Origin of the sequence: Sporosarcina aquimarina, assembly GCF_019748715.1 — a bacterium.
Classification (GTDB): domain Bacteria; phylum Bacillota; class Bacilli; order Bacillales_A; family Planococcaceae; genus Sporosarcina; species Sporosarcina newyorkensis.
Window position 1 is genome coordinate 38,845 of the sequence record NZ_JACLBZ010000005.1, and the last position, 17,747, is coordinate 56,591.

The following is a 17,747-nucleotide window of genomic DNA, read 5'->3' on the forward strand; positions in this document are numbered from 1 at the left end:
ACTGAGCGGAGCGAAGGAAGCGGCTCACCGCACGCCCCCCGGAAAGCGTCCGCCTGCAGCGTAGATCAACGATGTCCCACCCACTCGCTTTTTCATTGTACTCACCAGAACAACAAACTTTTTGGTTTTAACTTCTTTCAGCCGGAGTTCTGACTCCTGCTGAGAAGATGTTGACAAACTTCAGCTGAAGGAAATCAAAACCAGGTAGACCATCTTCCTGACCAATAGGATATGTCTAAAAAGAAATTTGATACGGTCGAACCAATTGCAATACTTAGCAAAATAAACAAAAGTTGTGTTTGGAAAACATGATTTTTACGAATAATTGCTTGGGTAAGAATTGCTTGTAACGCATAAAAACTAATCCCAATGAAAAAAATATGCGAAACGATCGCAAGCAGCGGATTACTGCCGAGTGTGCTCATCGTTCAAACTCCTTTCAAGAATTGTATAAACTTTGGTTCGGCACTGAACTCGTTACGCTCGGTTCACTGCAACTTTGGTTCGGTCCCAGCCGTGTTTCGTTCGGTTAAATGAACTTTTGGCTCGGTTCGCAAGGAGTTACGAACGTTCGAACGTTTTTTGGATCGTTGTGAAATAATTTTGTCAGTTGCCAATCCCAAACTATACATTCTAAAAAAATAGGCGGACAGAAATATTGTCTGTCCGCCTTCGTACTTCTATTTATACACGTTGCTCATACACTTGCATACGGTTGATGGCACGCTTCAAATCAAGTTCAGCTAGACGCAGATCAAGACTATCTGTTTTTGCTTTCAAGTCCGCTTCTGCTTTTTCGGCTGCTCTCTTTGCGCGTGCAATATCAATGGACTTAGCCATTTCAGCACTCTGCGCCAATACAGTAACCACTTCAGGACGGACCTCGATGAAACCTCCGTGGACTGCGACGGTTTCTGTCTTGCCGTCTGTTTTAAGGCGAAGTGCACCAATTTGAAGTGGTGCTACCATTGCGATGTGGCCGGGAAGAACCCCGATCTCACCAGCTTCGGTAACTGCAATCACCATGTTCGCATCCATTTCACAAACAGGGCCGTCGGGAGTGACGATATTCACTTTGATTTTACTCATTTTTTCCCCTCCTGGTCCCTATTCTTAGACTTCTACGCCCATGCCTTTTGCTTTTTCGATAACTTCTTCGATGCGTCCGACCAAACGGAATGCATCTTCCGGCAAGTGGTCATACTTACCTTCCAAAATTTCTCCGAAGCCTTTAATTGTTTCAGCAACTGGAACGTAAGAACCTTTTTGTCCTGTAAACTGTTCAGCTACGTGGAAGTTTTGAGACAAGAAGAACTGGATACGACGCGCGCGGTCAACAACCTGCTTGTCGTCTTCATCCAACTCATCCATACCTAGGATTGCAATGATGTCTTGCAATTCACGGTATCGCTGAAGCGTCGTCTGAACTTCACGTGCTACACGGTAGTGCTCTTCTCCAACAATCTCAGCACTCAATGCGCGAGAAGATGAAGCAAGCGGATCTACTGCTGGGTAGATACCCATCTCAGAAAGCTTACGCTCCAAGTTCGTTGTCGCATCCAAGTGAGCGAATGTTGTTGCCGGAGCTGGATCCGTATAGTCATCCGCTGGTACATAGATCGCTTGGATCGATGTAACGGAACCTTTATTTGTAGAAGTGATTCGTTCTTGTAACTGACCCATTTCTGTAGCCAATGTCGGCTGGTAACCAACCGCAGAAGGCATACGTCCAAGAAGGGCAGAAACTTCAGAACCTGCTTGTGTAAAGCGGAAAATGTTATCGATGAACAATAGAACGTCTTGTCCTTGCTCATCACGGAAGTGTTCAGCCATTGTCAAGCCCGAAAGTGCAACACGCATACGCGCACCAGGTGGCTCGTTCATTTGACCGAAGACCATTGCCGTTTTCTTGATAACGCCTGAGTCTGTCATTTCGAAGAATAAGTCATTACCTTCACGAGTACGTTCTCCAACACCTGCGAATACGGAAATACCACCGTGTTCTTGTGCGATGTTGTTGATCAATTCTTGGATTAGAACTGTTTTACCTACTCCCGCACCACCGAAGAGTCCGATTTTACCACCCTTGATGTATGGCGCAAGCAAGTCAACTACTTTAATTCCAGTTTCCAGAATCTCAACCTCTGTGGAAAGGTGTTCGAATGTAGGTGCAGAACGGTGAATTGGATCACGTTGTGCATCAGCTGGAACTGGCTCAGCTAGGTCGATTTCCTCGCCTAGTACGTTAAATACACGTCCGAGTGTAACGTCTCCGACTGGAACAGAAATAGGTGCGCCTGTATCTTCTACTGGAGTACCACGTTTCAGACCATCTGTCGAGGACATTGCAATCGTACGAACCGCGTCGTCACCAAGGTGTAGTGCCACCTCTAGAGTCAACACTTCGACCTCGCCGTTTCCGCGGTCGATATTTACCTTCAATGCGTTATAGATTGCAGGAAGCTGACCGTCTTCGAATTTAACGTCAACAACCGGACCCATAACCTGAAGAATATGTCCATTACTCATGCTTTTCCCTCCTGTCTTACTTTCCTTCAAATCTTTTATTCAAGTGCTGCTACGCCGGCTACGATTTCTGTGATTTCTTGAGTGATCGCTGCTTGACGTGCACGGTTAAATTGTAATGTTAACGAATCGATTAGTTCAGACGCATTGTCTGTCGCCGTCTTCATCGCTGTCATACTGGAAGCATGTTCGCTCGCTTTTCCATCCAGTACTGCTCCATAAATGAGGCTCTCCGTGTATTGCGGGAGAAGGGTTTCGAGTATCGCTTCAGCAGAAGGCTCGAACTCATAAGATGAAGTTGCAGATACGGATGAAATATCTGTGAGTGGAAGCAATTTACGTTCAGTTGCTTCGTTGGAGATGGCGGAGATGAAGTGGTTGTAGTATAAATACACTTCATCATAAACGCCTTCTGTGAACATGCCAACAGCCCGATTCGCGATATCTTTTACTTCTTCAAAACGAGGGTGATCCGAAAGCCCGATCAGACTTTCTTCAATCTTGAATCCAAGACGACTGAAGAATTCATAGCCTTTTCGACCAATCGCGATAATGACCACTTCGTCTTTTGACTTGTGGCGTTGTTCGATTGCGCGGGTTACGGCACGGAAAATGTGCGCGTTGTATCCACCTACGAGTCCACGGTCAGAAGTCACTACGATGTACGCAGTTTTCTTAACGGGACGTGCAGTTAAAAGAGGATGCCCGGAATCTTTCGTTACGGATGCAATGGCACCGACCACTTCTTCCACTTTGTCCATGTAGGGAACGAATTTCTTAGCGTTCATTTCAGCACGGTTCAGTTTGGAAGCAGAGACCATTTGCATCGCTTTCGTGATTTGACTCGTCTTTTTCGTTGAAGCAATACGGCTTTCTATTTCGCGTAAGGACGCCACTGGCTATTCACCACCTTTATTTTAAGATCCATCAAGAGAAAAATTACGCTTCAGAAGTCACAAAGTTTTTCTTGAATTCGTTGAACGCTGCGCTCATTACGTCGTCCGCTGGAAGATCTTTTGTTGTACGGATGTGATCGTAAACTTCCGTGTGGTTTGATTCTAACCAGCTAGTGATTTCACTTTCAAAACGCAGTACGTCTTTTACTGGAATATCGTCGAGGTAACCGCGTGTCAGTGCATATAGACTGATAACTTGGTATTCGACTTTCAATGGTTTGTTCAAGTCCTGCTTCAAGATTTCAACTGTACGCTGACCGCGGTCCAGTTTCGCTCTTGTAGACGGATCAAGATCCGAACCGAATTGTGAGAATGCTTCTAACTCACGGAATGCAGCAAGATCCAAACGAAGTGTACCGGCAACTTTCTTCATCGCTTTAATTTGCGCCGAACCACCAACTCGGGATACGGAAAGACCTGCGTTGATTGCAGGGCGTACGCCTGAGAAGAAGAGGTCGGATTGAAGGAAGATTTGTCCGTCCGTGATGGAAATTACGTTTGTTGGAATATAAGCAGAGATATCTCCTGCTTGAGTTTCAACGAATGGTAGTGCAGTGATTGAACCTGCTCCTAAAGAGTCGTTCAATTTCGCAGCACGCTCTAACAGGCGGCTGTGTAGGTAGAAGACATCCCCTGGATAAGCTTCACGACCTGGAGGACGACGAAGTAGCAAGGAAAGTTCACGGTAAGCTGCTGCTTGTTTAGATAGGTCATCATAAACAATCAGTACGTGCTTGCCTGCGAACATGAATTCTTCTGCCATTGAAATACCTGTATATGGTGCCAAATAAAGCATTGGCGCCGGGCTTGATGCAGATGCTGTTACAACGATTGTGTAGTCAAGAGCACCGTTTTTACGCAATGTTTCTACTACGCCACGAACAGTGGATTCTTTTTGTCCAATCGCTACATAAATACAGATCATGTCTTGGTCTGCTTGGTTTAGAATCGCATCGATCGCAACAGTTGTTTTACCTGTTTGACGGTCACCGATGATCAATTCACGCTGTCCACGGCCGATCGGAACAAGCGCATCGATCGCTTTGATTCCTGTTTGTAACGGTTCATGAACAGATTTACGCGCCATAACCCCTTGTGCAGGGCTTTCGATAGGGCGTGTTTTTGTTGTGTTGATAGGACCTAGTCCGTCAACTGGTTGTCCAAGTGAATTGACGACACGGCCGATCAATTCTTCTCCGACTGGTACTTCCATAATACGTCCTGTGCGACGTACTTCATCGCCTTCTTTAATGTCTGTGTATGGCCCGAGGATAACGATACCTACGTTGTTCGCTTCCAAGTTTTGTGCCAGACCCATTACGCCGGTAGAGAACTCAAGAAGCTCTCCCGCCATGACATTGTCGAGGCCATGAGCAAGTGCGATACCGTCACCTACACGGATTACAGTACCTACTTCACTTACTTCCATTTCAGACTGATAATTTTCGATCTGCTGTTTAATCAGACCGCTAATTTCCTCAGCTTTGATGCCCATGTATGTCACCCCTCTTAATTCAAATTAATTGATTAATTGACGTTCAAGACGCGCCAGCTTTGCGCTGATGCTGCTGTCATAAATTTGGTTGCCGATCTGAAGGCGGATGCCTCCGATTAGGCTTGGGTCAATCAAGTTTTCGATATGCAATGATTGCTTCCCGACCTTATGTGCAAAGGCAGTGGAAATCGCATTGCTCTCTTCAACCGTCAATTGACGTGTAGAGTATACTTTTGCTTCGGCGACACCGGATGCTTCATTTGCAATGTCCTGGTAATCTTCGATAACGTTCAGTACTTCTCCAATACGCCCCGCGTCGATTAGAACATATAGTGTGTTCAATACGAGCGGATTTGCTTCACTGAAAAATTGCCCAATTAATTGTTTCTTCTTTTGGATCGAGAATTTTGGAGAAATTAGCATCTCACTCAATTCCTTTTCCCCTTCAAAAATCTTCTTCAGCTCTTTTAAATCTGTTTGCACAGCAAGAGCTTGTTGTTTTTCCTGTGCAGCATCAAACAATGCAACGGCATAACGTTTTGCGATTACCGATTGGCTCATCGCCCTTCGCCTGCCTTCACAATCGTTTCTTCGATCAATGCGCGGTTATCGTCTTCGGAAATTTCTTTTCCAAGAACTTTAGACGCAGCCAAAATAGATAGAGATACGAATTCTTCGCGAACTGCAGCCACTGCTTTCTCTTTTTCTGTAGCGATTTCGAGAGTAGCAGCTTCTTTCATTCGGCTTACTTCAGCGCGTGCAGCCGTAATCAGCTCTTCACGTTGAGTATCACCTTGTTTCTTAGCGTTTTCGACGATAGATTGTGCATTGTCGCGTGCTTCTTTCAATAGAGCACGTTGCTCTTCAAGAAGCTTTGCAGATTCTTGACGGCTTTTTTCGGCTTGTTCGATCTCCGTAGCGATTAATTGCGCCCGTTGATCCATTATGCCCATTAACGGACCCCATGCGAACTTCTTGAGAAGTACCATGAGAATCGTGAAAAATACGACAGTGACGATGATGTCACCTAAATTGAGTCGCTGGTTCAAACTTGCTAAAAATCCTGCGTCAGCGTTTGCTGATAAGAGGACGAAGGTATCCAACACGATTGTTTCACTCCCTTCAAGAGCTCATGACTCTTTCGTTTCAGTCTTCTGCCTGATTGGCAAAATTATTCTATGTTCAGATGTTTCAACTATTTATCCACATAAAGCAATGGCGAAGACCTATACTACGTGCTTCGCCATATAATTCGAAAATTATTTGTTCATTACGATAAACGCGATAACTGTTGCGATGATTGGAAGTGCCTCAACCAATGCAACCCCGATGAACATTGTTGTTTGAAGAACGCCGCGTGCTTCTGGTTGACGAGCGATCCCTTCAACTGTCTTAGAAACGATCAAACCGTTACCGATACCTGCGCCAAGTGCACCTAGACCAACTGCTAGTGCTGCTGCCAATAAACCCATAGTGTATTTCCTCCTAATATTTGTATAGTTTTGGTTTCCCTAAATAGGGTATTTCTATGTTTAGTGGTCCGTGCTGACTTTGTGAGCCATATAGACCATCGTTAACATAACAAAGATAAATGCTTGGATCGCTCCGATGAACACGGAGAAACCTAGCCATGCAAGTGCCGGGATCACAGCTCCGACTAAACCGAAGACGCTTCCTGCACCGAGTGTCGCAAGAAGACCGATCAAGATCTCACCTGCAAAGATGTTACCGTAAAGACGAAGACCGAGTGTCAACGTATTTGCGAATTCCTCAATGATTTTCAGTGGTGCCAAGAAAGGAATCGGCTGGACGTATGTTTTAAGATACCCACCAAGTCCAAGCTGTCTGACGCCATAGAAATGCGTTAACGCAACAACTGTAGAAGCGAGGGTTAACGTGATAACTGGATCGGCTGTCGGAGATTTCCACCAAAGTTGATCGTCCCAGACGATTGCGAATGGCAATCCGAGCATATTCGCCACGAAGACAAACATGATTAAGGTGATCCCTAGTACGTGGAAGCGTCCTCCCGTTTTCCAGTCCATGTTATTTTTAATGATGCCTTTGACAAAGTCCATGACCCATTCCATGAAGTTTTGCATGCCCGTTGGTTTCATTTGAAGCCGCCGAGTGGATGCTACTGCAATCAAGAAAACGACCAGACACGTCACAAACAGCATCAATATATTCGAAGGGTTAAACCCAATTCCGAATAAAACAAACTGTGGATTTTCATGATTCACGTTTTTGTTCACCTCCCCTTGCTAGTAAAGTGTCAATGCTTCCCATGGAACAGCAGACGATCAGTGAACAGCAATACATAAGGTACCATTAACCCGATTACCGTGCTGATCAAATCAAACTCTTCCGGCAGAGAAAGTGCAATGGCTGCCGCCGCTACACCTGATGCAAAACGTAAGCCCATCCCTAATGACTTCGCACGCTTTTCTTCGGTAATGGCCCGATCAAATCGTTCCATCCGCCGCACCAAAATCCAAAAGTTGTACATTCCGAAAGATGAACCTAAGATGAGTCCCGCGAAGATTGTCCGGTAGTCCAAAAAGAACCAGCCGAGCCCAAACAATGCAAGCAAAAAAAAGAAGCTCTTCTTTTGCCGATTGAAAATTTCCTGCATACTTTGCATTGTCGGTGATTCTCCTATTTCGTATTTGGATTCCAAGTGGTTTTGGTGAAGTGCTCAGTAGTTTTTTCGACAAGTGTCGAACGTGATTAGACTTTGTCGTTTCCATCATTCTTTTACGACATAGATTCCTTGCATTGGAATCTGGAAATTGTAAGTGAAACGCCTTTTTGTTCACCAGGTAGCGTTGCTTTGCATAACGCAGTCAAAGAGGCTAGCAGGCGTTCATGGTGGAAAGACTAGAAAGCTCGAAAACATCATTTCTTTACCTAAGATATGTATGAGTTCCTTATCAATCTTACCCTTTGTTAGCATACAATAGGGGTTTTTTTATGTCAATTGATTCAAGATAAATTATTCACAAAGTGTTCGCATTGTCAAACATTCGACATATTTGTTTATAAAGTTTTTGTTGCTTTTTTTGCTTGGTTGAAAGAGGGTTGGTGACTTAGCTAGGCGGTCCGGGGATTTGCGCTCTGGGTGGACGCTTTCCGCGGGGCGCGCGGTGAGCCGCTTCCTTCGCTTCGCTCAGTCCAGGGTCTCACCTGTCGCGCTAATCCCGCCGGAGTCGCCACCCGCCGCTCCAATCCCTACTTTTAAACAGGAAGTATAATGGTTAGTTCACTGTAATTTTTAAGCAATAAAGTGATGCTTCCTTAAGATAGTGACCAAAGTTCAAAAGCGAATGATAAATAGCATTGCCTAAAGGCTTATTGTCCGTGAGTTCGTTTAATGCACTTGAATTTAGTCAAAGGGAGATGCCCGTTTTGTACTCTGACAATGGCTAGTCTTCTCAGATTTTAAATAACTATAAAAAGTACGCTATATGATTCTGCAAGCGAACTAAGGATTGGAGCGGAAGACGGTCGAAAGGCAAAAATGTGCTCCTAACGCTTCGCTTTTAGTCGCAAAAGCCGTTCTTCGTGACGGCTTTTCCTGGGGGATTAGCGTGCGTCTTGAGACCCCGCAGGAAGCGTAGCGAACGAGGAGAGGCTCAAGGCCACGCCCTCCGGAAAGCGTACCGTCTGGAGCGCAAATCCCGGACCACAACCCCAAGTCTCCTTTCCCCTTTTACGAAAAACCCAGCAAAAGATTCTCCTTCTGCTGGGTTTATGTTTCTTATAATGAAGATAAATATTTCAATAAAGATTCGACGATGCGTTCGGATGCGTGGCCGTCGCCGTATGGATTGTAGGCTTTAGACATTGCTTCGTACTCGGCATGGTCTGATAAGAGCGTGTCGGTTAGCTCGAAGATGGTTTCTTCATCTGTTCCAGCCAAGCGTAACGTTCCTGCTTCGATGCCTTCTGGGCGTTCGGTCGTGTCTCGCAGGACGATGACCGGTTTTCCGAGGGAAGGTGCTTCTTCTTGAATACCGCCGGAGTCCGTAAGAATGATATGCGAACGCGCAGCAAAGTTGTGGAAATCCAGCACTTCTAGCGGCTCAATCAAGTGCACCCGTTCGTTGTTCCCCAGCAGTTCATCCGCCACTTCACGCACGGCCGGGTTCATATGCACAGGATAGATCACTTGAATGTCATCATACTTGTCGAGCAGACGGTTAATCGCGCGGAACATGTTGCGCATCGGTTCTCCGAGGTTTTCCCGGCGATGTGCTGTCAGCAAGATCAAACGGTCGTCGCCGAGTCGATCGAAAATCGGATGATGATAATCCGGATCGACCGTTGTCTGAAGTGCATCGATCGCTGTGTTGCCTGTGATGAAAATGCGTTCTTCATTTTTGCCTTCATTCAGCAAGTTTTGTGCTGATTTTTCAGTCGGTGCGAAATGTAAGTCGGCGATGACGCCTGTCAATTGGCGGTTCATTTCTTCCGGATATGGAGAATATTTATTCCACGTACGCAATCCCGCTTCAACGTGACCAACAGCGATTTGATTGTAAAATGCAGCCAAACTGCCGATGAATGTCGTCGCCGTGTCTCCGTGAACGAGCACGATATCGGGCTTGGATTCTTTCATAATTTTGTCGAGACCTTCTAAACCACGTGTCGCCACGTCGATTAGAGTTTGCCGGTCCTTCATAATATTCAAATCATAATTCGGCTTGATTTTGAATGTTTCCAGCACCTGATCGAGCATTTGCCGATGCTGGGCAGTGACAGTAACGATGGATTCGATTTGATCGGGATACTTTTCTAGTTCTAGAACTAGCGGCGCCATTTTAATCGCTTCCGGTCTTGTGCCGAAAATCGTCATCACTTTCCACTTTTTAGTCAATGAATGTTCCCTCCATTATTTCGTGCCGAATAAACGGTCACCTGCGTCACCAAGTCCAGGCACGATATACCCTTTATCGTTCAACTTTTCATCCAAAGCCGCGATATAGACATCAACGTCAGGGTGCTCTTTAGTCAGTAATTCGACGCCTTCAGGAGCCGCGACCAAACACATGAACTTAATATTAACCGCACCGCGCTTTTTCAATGAATTGATCGCTTCAATCGCTGTGCCGCCTGTTGCGAGCATCGGGTCCACTACGATGAATTCGCGTTCTGATACGTCAGAAGGCAATTTCACATAGTACTCCACTGGTTTTAGCGTCTCTGGGTCCCGATAAAGACCAACATGTCCTACCTTAGCAGCCGGAATTAATTTCAAGATCCCTTCTACCATTCCGATTCCTGCACGCAGGATTGGAACGACTCCTAATTTCTTACCTGCCAATACTTTGGAAGTTGCTTCGCATACCGGCGTTTGGATGTTGATTTCTGTAAGCGGCAGCTCACGTGTGATCTCGAATGCCATTAGCGTCGATACTTCATCGACTAATTCACGGAATTCTTTCGTGCCTGTATCTGCTTTTCGAATAAACGTCAGTTTGTGCTGAATTAATGGGTGATCAAATACATGTACTTTTGCCATTGGTTTCGCTCCTTTTCGGAATATCTTGTACATTATAACAGAAATCATGCGATAGGCGCAGATATGTCAGATGTTTTTAGATTCAGACTTTTGCAGCGTGCTCATAAAATCTTTCACGTGCTCGTATAAGACGTATTGCCGCTCATAAACTATCGATTCTCGATCATAAAATCCCGACTCTCGCTCATACACACCGCCTAAGTGATCATAAACACCTCATCCGCGATCATACATAGACATTTTACACTCCAAAAAGCGCCTGACACAATGGTCAGACGCTTGATTTTTATGCGTATAAAGGATGTTGATCTGTAAGAGCTGTTACTGCTTTGCGTGCTTCGGCTTTTGCAGTTTCATCTTCGTGGTTTTTCAATAGATTCGCAATGATGCGGCCGACTTCTTGCATGTCTTCCTCTTTGAATCCACGTGTTGTGACAGCAGGCGTACCGATGCGGATACCTGAAGTGACGAATGGTCCTTCTGTATCGAAAGGCACTGTGTTTTTATTCACTGTAATGCCAACTTCGTCCAATACATGCTCAGCAACTTTTCCTGTTAAACCAAGTGATTTCAACTTCACAAGTACGATGTGATTGTCCGTGCCGCCTGAAACTACATCAATACCTTCCTTGTTAAATTGCTCTGCCAATGCCTTCGCATTTTTCTTCACTTGTTGGATGTATGTTTTGAATTCCGGCTCCAGCGCCTCTTTGAATGCAACAGCTTTTGCAGCGATAACGTGCATCAATGGACCGCCTTGAACGCCAGGGAATACCGTTTTGTCGATTTTGCGGCCAAATTCTTCCCCGAATTCTTCGTTCAATAAAATCAAACCGCCACGTGGTCCACGCAATGTTTTATGCGTTGTAGACGTTACGAAATGTGCGTGTGGCACTGGATTCGGGTGCTCGCCTACTGCAACAAGGCCTGCGATATGCGCCATATCGACCATCAAATATGCGCCGACTTCATCCGCGATTTCACGGAATTTTGCGAAGTCGATTTCCTGCGGATACGCACTCGCACCGGCTACGATCATTTTCGGTTTATGCTCAAGCGCTTTTTGACGAACGTCTTCATAGTCAATTTTTTCGTCTTCTTTACTTACACCGTATTCTACGAAGTTGTATAGAATACCAGAGAAGTTTACAGGTGAACCGTGCGTCAAGTGACCGCCATGGGATAAGTTCATTCCAAGCACTGTATCGCCCGGCTCTAGTGCTGTAAAGTAGACTGCCATATTTGCTTGTGCACCTGAGTGAGGCTGCACGTTTGCATAGGCTGCACCGAATAATTCTTTCAGGCGGTCGCGTGCGATATTTTCCACAACGTCGACATGTTCACAGCCACCGTAATAACGGCGTCCCGGATAGCCTTCTGCATATTTATTCGTCAAATATGATCCTTGTGCTTCCATGACTGCCTGTGTAACGAAGTTTTCTGATGCGATTAGTTCGATGTTGGAATTTTGACGGTTCTTTTCAGCCATGATCGCTTCAAAAACAGCCGAGTCATCGCGTTGTACATTGCTTAAGTCCATTGGTTAGTATCCCCTTTTTCTGATGTTTTGTATGCTATCTTGTATTGTACACATTTCATTCGTATTGCGCACGACTTCCGCCGATCAATTTCGGTCGTGTCGTGGCCAGTGTGATGATTGCTTCACCGACTTGTTTAATGGATGTGCGAATCGGCACGACGACAGGTTTCAATTGCATGCCTATCAAGGTTTGGCCGATGTCAATACCGGCGTTTGCCTGTACGGACTCCACTACTACCGGATCTTTGAATTGCTGATAGACGTACGCAGACATGGAGCCGCCCGCATTGACGACCGGTATGACAGAAACAGGTTCCAATTGAAACTGTTGGGCTGTCTTGCGTTCAATTGTGACAGCGCGATTAATATGCTCGCATCCTTGAAATGCTAAATGAATCTGATGCTGGTCTGCAAATTTCCGAAGCGGTGCGAATAATGCTTCACCAATCTCCAGCGCGCCGTTCGTACCGATCCGCGCACCTGCTACCTCAGACGTGGAGCAGCCAACGACGAAAATCGTATTAGCTGCAGGTGGCGCTTGTTCCGCAAACTCAGTCAATGCCTGTTCGAGTTGCAGTTTCCATAATTCAATCGCATCCACATGTTCCACCCACTTTCATTATTGCTTTTCCAAGTCCATCATTTTATCAATACGGCGTTCATGACGACCGCCTTCGAATTCAGTTCCAAGCCAAGTGCTGACGATTTCGCGCGCAAGACCAGGTCCGATGACACGCTCGCCCATCGCAAGAATGTTGGAGTCGTTATGTTCTCGTGTTGCTTTTGCACTAAAGACGTCATGTACGAGTGCACAGCGGATGCCTTTTACTTTGTTCGCTGCAATCGACATGCCGATGCCAGTCCCGCAAATCAAGATTCCGCGGTCGGCTTTTCCTGCTGCTACGTCGTTGGCTACTGGTACTGCGTAGTCCGGGTAGTCGACGGAAGCGCCGGAATCTGGTCCGTAGTCGACAAATTCTATGTCGAGTTCGGTCAATAGATTGGTGATTTCATTTCGGAGTTGGTTGCCTCCATGGTCTGAAGAAATTGCAACTTTCACTGCGCACCCTCATTTCTATTTTTACTTATCGCTTATTCTACCACTGTTCAATAAAAAAATCATCGGTTTTACTGCATTATTTTTGAGGTTTTCATGTCTGAATTAGGGAGATTCGTCAAAAACACGAATATTTATCAACTTAAAGACGATTAACGTCCGTGTGTTTTCGAATTAGGGTGACGGGTTTGCTACCGTTGATTTCCGCTACAGATGGGACGCTTTCCGCGGGACGCGGGTGAGCCGCTTCCGCTACAATCAACTAGTTTAGCCCATTGAATAGGGAATCGTATATTATAAACAAAGCTAGGTGATGAAGTAAATGCTACATCAATACTTTAACTTTTGCATCCAGACAAGAGAAGCCGAGTAATGAACCAAAATTGCACAGCACCGCACCAAAGCATTGCCAGAACGAACCAAAAACCTTTTGGACCGCACGTTAACAGCACTGCACCGAACCAATCCTTGTCTCATCCGCACCAAACAAGTCGGACACCGAACCTTTCCACCCGTTTCGCATACCCCCTGAATAAAAAAACAGGCCCCTATGAATAGTCAATAATTCCTGACTTCATAGTAGCCTGTCCACCTATTAATCCATCAATCAACCGAGCGATCGAATTTGCGGATTACTTTGTAGAGTTCTTCGGATTGTACTTTAAGTTCCATCGCTTTGGCGTCAGTTTGTTCTATGGACGCCACTTGTTCCTCTGTGGCGGCTCGTACTTCTTCTGCGCCCGCTGAAGTAGCTTCTGCAATGGAGGCGACTTCCATGGATTGTTTGGCTGTTAGTTCGATTTTTTGCATTTGCTGACTGACGATTTCACTGATTTCTACGACCGAGGCTGCCATCGTGTGGATTGTTTCGGTCATGGATTGTACGTTTTCGTTTGTTTTCGTTGCGCGTTTTGCTTCGGCTGAAGCTGTGTCGACTTGTTGCTTCATTTCGGAAACGACTTTTTTGACGTCTGCTTGGATACTTTGAACAAGTGTTGAGATCATTTGTACAGCATTTGCGCTTTCGTCGGCTAAGTTACGTACTTCTTCCGCCACGACAGCGAAGCCTTTTCCGTGTTCTCCTGCACGTGCCGCTTCGATAGATGCATTGAGCGCCAATAAGTTCGTTTGTCCTGCGATGTTACCGACAAGTTCGACGATTTCTCCAATTTTATGTGCATTTTCATCCAGCACTTGGATTGTTTCCAATGAATGTTCGCTCTGTTCCGTCATTTGATGGATGCCTGCCAGCACCGATTGGAATACCTCTGTGGTCGTGTGGAGTTCTTGCAGCATCGCTTTGGAGTGCTCTGAAGACTGTCCCGCCCGACTGTTGACTTCCATAGCCAATTGACGAACATCTTCAATTGCTCCGACCGTTTCCTGGATTGCGCTCGCTGTCGATTCTGCCCCATTGGAAATTTCTCCGATTGTACGCGCGATAGCGTCCGATTGACCGGATGCCGAGCTTGTCTCTTTCGTCAACGCGTCTACTGATTGAACGGTCGTTTGAAAGTTTGATTCGATTTGTTCGATGATGCTCCGCAAGTTCACGACAACTTGCCGGAATGCTTTCGCGACTGAATGAATTTCATCAGATGAATTTGACAGTTCGATATCGTGCCCAATCTTCCCATCTGCTACTCTCATCGCAGCTGTTTCCAATCGCTGCAATGGTTTCGTTAAAATTACACTGAATAATGCCGCCAAAATACCTGACCATAAAACGCCAAGAGCATATGTAATCAGTTGAAATACAAATGGCTTTACATTGGGGAAGAATGTCGGTTGTACCCAATTAATGAACACCGCACTCGTTGAATAAGTGATGACTGCGAGAATGACGATAAAATAGACAAACTTTTTTCGCAGACCCACTTTCCTTGTTCTTGTTTCCGTCATAAATTTCCCTCCGAGAGCTTTCGGGTTACCGCTTTAATAAGTTCTGTTAGTTCCATGAACGTTGTACGGTATGTCGCTAAGTCGCCACCATATGGATCATGGACGTCAAAACCATTCTTCTCCCCTACATACTCCTTTAATGTGAAAATCTTTTCCTTCATTTCGGGATAGCTGCTGTGCAGGAAATCCCTGTGGCCAACTGTCATTGTCAGGACGAGGTCAGCCCACTGCATTTCAGAGAACTTGAGTTCATTTGAAAATTCACTGTACGGAATTCCGGCTTCCTTCAGCAATTGAGCGGAATTCACGGAAATCGGCAGTCCATCCATTGAGTGGATGCCTGCAGATTTTGCCGTGACGCCCGGCAACTTTTCATTATTCAACAGAGCTTCCGCTAAAGGACTTCTACATGTATTACCTGTGCAAATAAAATAAATATTCATTTTCCTCACCTACTATAAATAATAACGGATTTATGAGAGAAAAGAAACACTAATTGTTAAAAGATAAAGGACATTACACCTATAATAATGAAAACAATTCCAGTAATGCGTCTAATATAGGTTCCATTGATCAATTTAATACGCCCTGTGGATAACAATGCGACAATAGAAAAGACGAATGAAAAGAAACCTGACACAAAAATGAATAGCCACTTATTCAACTGCATCATGCCAAATGTCACACTGACAGTGAAGGCATCGATACTGACGAGCAATGCCAAGAAAAAAGGCGAGATTTTATCCATTACTGAAGGCTGTTCTCCGTCATCAAGTAACATATGGAGACCGACTAGTCCAATTAGGACACCCGATAGTAGGGGACCCCATCCTGCAAAGAAGTGGACGGTCCACTCGCCCATATAAAACCCGATTAGCGGCAATAGCATATTCAAAAAGGTAGTCCATAGCGCGATCATGAATCTTCCGCGCCGCAATTGAAGAATTGTGTAGACGATGAGGATATCGATCGTCGTAACGACGGCCGCTATGATTTCAATCAATGAGTAAGCCCCCTTACAGTTCGCATCTATCCATCTTATGCGTCTGCTTCAGGGGGCTATTCGTCTTTTGTTTTATTCGAAATATCGTTTGCCGTCGGAGGCTTTATCCAATCGATTCATGACAGCTGCCCCTATACCTGCTTGGTCGGTTTCGATCGCCAAGATGATGTCCGCTTCGGTGTTGTCACATTGACGAATCGCCTTGTACAGATGCGCAGCCATTGCTTCACTGCTGTCGAGTGCACCCGTTGTAAAGTACCAATCCGCTTTTGCCGTGTGCAACTCGTCTGGCCCGATGACGGCAGCCCGTTTACCTTGACGATGAATACTGTCGAGTGCATCCTCTAGTTTTGAAGCATCCGATTCGATGACGTATAAAGGCGCTTCCGGTGCATAATGGGTATATTTCATTCCAGGAGCACGCGGTGTTTCTATTTCATCTTCTGATTTTGCCGCCAAATGAACTGTTCCGATCAAAGCTTCCAGTTGTTCTTTGACAATGCCGCCCGGGCGCAAAATGACGGGTGGTGTGACGGTGATGTCCAGTACTGTGGATTCTACACCAATACCTGTCGCACCACCGTCTAAAATGAGTGGAATCCTACCGAATAAATCGTGGTATACGTGCTCCGCCTCTGTCGGACTAGGTTTACCGCTGCGGTTCGCACTCGGTGCAGCGAGTGGAAGTTCAAGTTTTTTCAATAATTGCAGTGCTACAGGATGATCCGGCATACGAATCGCCACTGTCACCATGCCTGCCGTGACGGTTTCCGCGATGACTCCCGGCTTCTTCTCCATTACCAATGTCAACGGACCAGGCCAGAAAGCTTCTATTAATTGTTCGGCTACTTCAGGCACTTCCGCAACAAAGCGCTCCATGTCTGACTTTCTTCCGATATGTACGATGAGCGGATTATCAGCAGGTCTTCCCTTCGCCTCAAAGATTTTCCGCACAGCTTGTTCGTCCGTAGCAACAGCTCCCAATCCATATACTGTTTCAGTAGGGAATGCAACAAGACCTCCTGATTTCAGGATATCCACAGCTTGTTCATATGTTTTTTCGTTATCCACGAGGTTATCCACTGAGTTTAGTATTGTTTCCATCTGTCCAACCCCCTCTTATACACATTTCATTCAATTTATCCACAAAATCTGTGAATAGTTTTACGAAAACCATGATTTTATCCACTCCCAGACGAAGAACTTAACAGGCTCTTCTTCTGTTTCAGTTACTGTCGCTTCCTCTGGATAACAGACTTTTGGGAATAGTGCACACCACCAATTATCCCCTTTTCCTTTGCCGATTTTCAAAATATAGGCATCATAAACGTCCTGCTGCTGAATCGCAAAACCAATTCTCTTCGGCGGAATAAGTGCAGCTTTGTGTTCAAATGTTACAGCTGAACCATTTGCATATTCTCCAGCAAGTTGTTCGATCGTAGGTCCCAAATGTTGAAGCCTGTCATGCAACTGTTGTTGCGTCGTTGACTGACTGATCGCCTGATCGAGTAGTGGTGCAATCTTTTTCTGTACTTCTTGTTTTATCCGTTGATCCTCAGCGGTATTTGAGTTTGCTAGAATACGAAATTGAGCTACTTCACTTGTTGGTATCTCTTGATTGAATAATAACAGTACCCCTTGAATCGCTAACAGCACGAGTATAAATTCTATAGAAGCAATTAATTTTGAAGTTTTTGTCGGTTGTTTTTTAATCGTGTAATCTTGTAACATGTCATCCCCTCCT

General features: G+C 45.5%; 20 protein-coding genes. All 20 read right to left on the bottom strand.

Annotated elements, in window-relative coordinates; genetic code table 11:
• Positions 1–194: 194 nt before the first annotated feature.
• The 20 genes from H7J92_RS01805 to H7J92_RS01900 all read right to left on the bottom strand — a co-directional run bounded on the left by H7J92_RS01805 (position 195) and on the right by H7J92_RS01900 (position 17,734).
• Positions 195–425, bottom strand: a complete 231-nt coding sequence (locus tag H7J92_RS01805) for a DUF1146 family protein (RefSeq protein WP_221835136.1) — start codon at positions 423–425, stop codon at positions 195–197.
• A gap of 259 nt (positions 426–684) precedes the next feature.
• Positions 685–1,089 carry a F0F1 ATP synthase subunit epsilon gene (locus tag H7J92_RS01810; protein ID WP_009766200.1) on the bottom strand — a complete coding sequence of 135 codons (405 nt, stop codon included), beginning with the start codon at positions 1,087–1,089 and terminating at the stop codon, positions 685–687.
• Between the two features lie 24 nt (positions 1,090–1,113).
• Positions 1,114–2,529 (bottom strand): F0F1 ATP synthase subunit beta, encoded by a 1,416-nt coding sequence (gene atpD, locus H7J92_RS01815; protein ID WP_009766201.1) that lies wholly within the window; start codon positions 2,527–2,529, stop codon positions 1,114–1,116.
• 35 nt (positions 2,530–2,564) lie between these two features.
• On the bottom strand, positions 2,565–3,422 hold the full coding sequence (gene atpG, locus H7J92_RS01820) for an ATP synthase F1 subunit gamma (protein WP_009766202.1): 858 nt from the start codon (positions 3,420–3,422) through the stop codon (positions 2,565–2,567).
• Between the two features lie 43 nt (positions 3,423–3,465).
• Entirely contained in the window at positions 3,466–4,977 is a 1,512-nt protein-coding gene (gene atpA, locus H7J92_RS01825) for a F0F1 ATP synthase subunit alpha (protein ID WP_009766203.1), read from the bottom strand.
• Between the two features lie 24 nt (positions 4,978–5,001).
• Entirely contained in the window at positions 5,002–5,538 is a 537-nt protein-coding gene (locus H7J92_RS01830; RefSeq protein ID WP_078817032.1) for a F0F1 ATP synthase subunit delta, read from the bottom strand.
• Positions 5,535–6,086 (bottom strand): F0F1 ATP synthase subunit B, encoded by a 552-nt coding sequence (atpF, locus tag H7J92_RS01835; protein ID WP_139365944.1) that lies wholly within the window; start codon positions 6,084–6,086, stop codon positions 5,535–5,537. The genes H7J92_RS01830 and atpF overlap by 4 nt, the downstream gene beginning before the upstream one ends.
• Positions 6,087–6,236: 150 nt before the next feature.
• Positions 6,237–6,449: a F0F1 ATP synthase subunit C gene (atpE, locus tag H7J92_RS01840; protein WP_009766206.1), complete on the bottom strand. Its 213-nt coding sequence runs from the start codon at positions 6,447–6,449 to the stop codon at positions 6,237–6,239.
• 60 nt (positions 6,450–6,509) lie between these two features.
• A complete protein-coding gene (gene atpB, locus H7J92_RS01845; RefSeq protein ID WP_040758506.1) occupies positions 6,510–7,220 on the bottom strand; it encodes a F0F1 ATP synthase subunit A in 711 nt (236 codons plus the stop codon).
• Between the two features lie 32 nt (positions 7,221–7,252).
• Entirely contained in the window at positions 7,253–7,621 is a 369-nt protein-coding gene (locus tag H7J92_RS01850; protein ID WP_078817031.1) for an ATP synthase subunit I, read from the bottom strand.
• Between the two features lie 1,116 nt (positions 7,622–8,737).
• Positions 8,738–9,856: a non-hydrolyzing UDP-N-acetylglucosamine 2-epimerase gene (gene wecB, locus H7J92_RS01855; RefSeq protein WP_078817030.1), complete on the bottom strand. Its 1,119-nt coding sequence runs from the start codon at positions 9,854–9,856 to the stop codon at positions 8,738–8,740.
• A 15-nt stretch (positions 9,857–9,871) separates the two neighbouring features.
• Positions 9,872–10,501 (bottom strand): uracil phosphoribosyltransferase, encoded by a 630-nt coding sequence (gene upp / locus H7J92_RS01860; protein ID WP_040758508.1) that lies wholly within the window; start codon positions 10,499–10,501, stop codon positions 9,872–9,874.
• A 286-nt stretch (positions 10,502–10,787) separates the two neighbouring features.
• Positions 10,788–12,041 carry a serine hydroxymethyltransferase gene (gene glyA / locus H7J92_RS01865; RefSeq protein WP_009766211.1) on the bottom strand — a complete coding sequence of 418 codons (1,254 nt, stop codon included), beginning with the start codon at positions 12,039–12,041 and terminating at the stop codon, positions 10,788–10,790.
• A gap of 55 nt (positions 12,042–12,096) precedes the next feature.
• Positions 12,097–12,642: a TIGR01440 family protein gene (locus tag H7J92_RS01870; protein ID WP_139365943.1), complete on the bottom strand. Its 546-nt coding sequence runs from the start codon at positions 12,640–12,642 to the stop codon at positions 12,097–12,099.
• A gap of 18 nt (positions 12,643–12,660) precedes the next feature.
• Positions 12,661–13,101: a ribose 5-phosphate isomerase B gene (gene rpiB / locus H7J92_RS01875; RefSeq protein ID WP_009766213.1), complete on the bottom strand. Its 441-nt coding sequence runs from the start codon at positions 13,099–13,101 to the stop codon at positions 12,661–12,663.
• A gap of 600 nt (positions 13,102–13,701) precedes the next feature.
• Positions 13,702–15,000 carry a methyl-accepting chemotaxis protein gene (locus tag H7J92_RS01880; RefSeq protein WP_221835137.1) on the bottom strand — a complete coding sequence of 433 codons (1,299 nt, stop codon included), beginning with the start codon at positions 14,998–15,000 and terminating at the stop codon, positions 13,702–13,704.
• Positions 14,997–15,443: a low molecular weight protein arginine phosphatase gene (locus H7J92_RS01885; protein WP_221835138.1), complete on the bottom strand. Its 447-nt coding sequence runs from the start codon at positions 15,441–15,443 to the stop codon at positions 14,997–14,999. The genes H7J92_RS01880 and H7J92_RS01885 overlap by 4 nt, the downstream gene beginning before the upstream one ends.
• Positions 15,444–15,499: 56 nt before the next feature.
• Positions 15,500–16,003 carry a manganese efflux pump gene (locus H7J92_RS01890; protein ID WP_221835140.1) on the bottom strand — a complete coding sequence of 168 codons (504 nt, stop codon included), beginning with the start codon at positions 16,001–16,003 and terminating at the stop codon, positions 15,500–15,502.
• Between the two features lie 72 nt (positions 16,004–16,075).
• Positions 16,076–17,107 carry an L-threonylcarbamoyladenylate synthase gene (locus tag H7J92_RS01895; protein WP_221835142.1) on the bottom strand — a complete coding sequence of 344 codons (1,032 nt, stop codon included), beginning with the start codon at positions 17,105–17,107 and terminating at the stop codon, positions 16,076–16,078.
• Between the two features lie 60 nt (positions 17,108–17,167).
• Positions 17,168–17,734, bottom strand: a complete 567-nt coding sequence (locus tag H7J92_RS01900) for a stage II sporulation protein R (protein ID WP_221835144.1) — start codon at positions 17,732–17,734, stop codon at positions 17,168–17,170.
• Positions 17,735–17,747: the final 13 nt, after the last annotated feature.